Here is a 267-nt window from a genome sequence, read left to right as displayed (position 1 = left end):
CCTGCCGCGCCTGCCTCGATGCCTGCCCCACCGCGGCCTTCCCACAACCCTACGTGCTGGATGCCCGCCGCTGCATCTCCTACCTGACGATCGAGCACGCCGGCCCCATCCCCCACGAATTCCGCCGCGCCATGGGCAACCGCATCTACGGCTGCGACGACTGCCTGGCCGTCTGCCCCTGGAACAAATTCGCCACCGCCGCGCGCGAGCAGAAATTGCACGCCCGCGACGATCTCCGCGCTCCCGGCCTCGCCGAGCTCGCCACCC

At 70.8% G+C, this 267-nt stretch carries 1 protein-coding gene; it reads left to right on the top strand.

Features of this window, described 5'->3' with window-relative positions:
• A partial coding sequence (locus ACZ3GY_RS24130) for a 4Fe-4S double cluster binding domain-containing protein (protein ID WP_465912287.1) occupies nucleotides 1-267 on the top strand: 267 nt, incomplete at both ends.

It is taken from the genome of Pseudomonas sp. PME37.24/006 (assembly GCF_055556635.1).
Note: the sequence above shows the minus strand (reverse complement) of the source record. Positions and strands in the feature narration are given on the sequence as shown.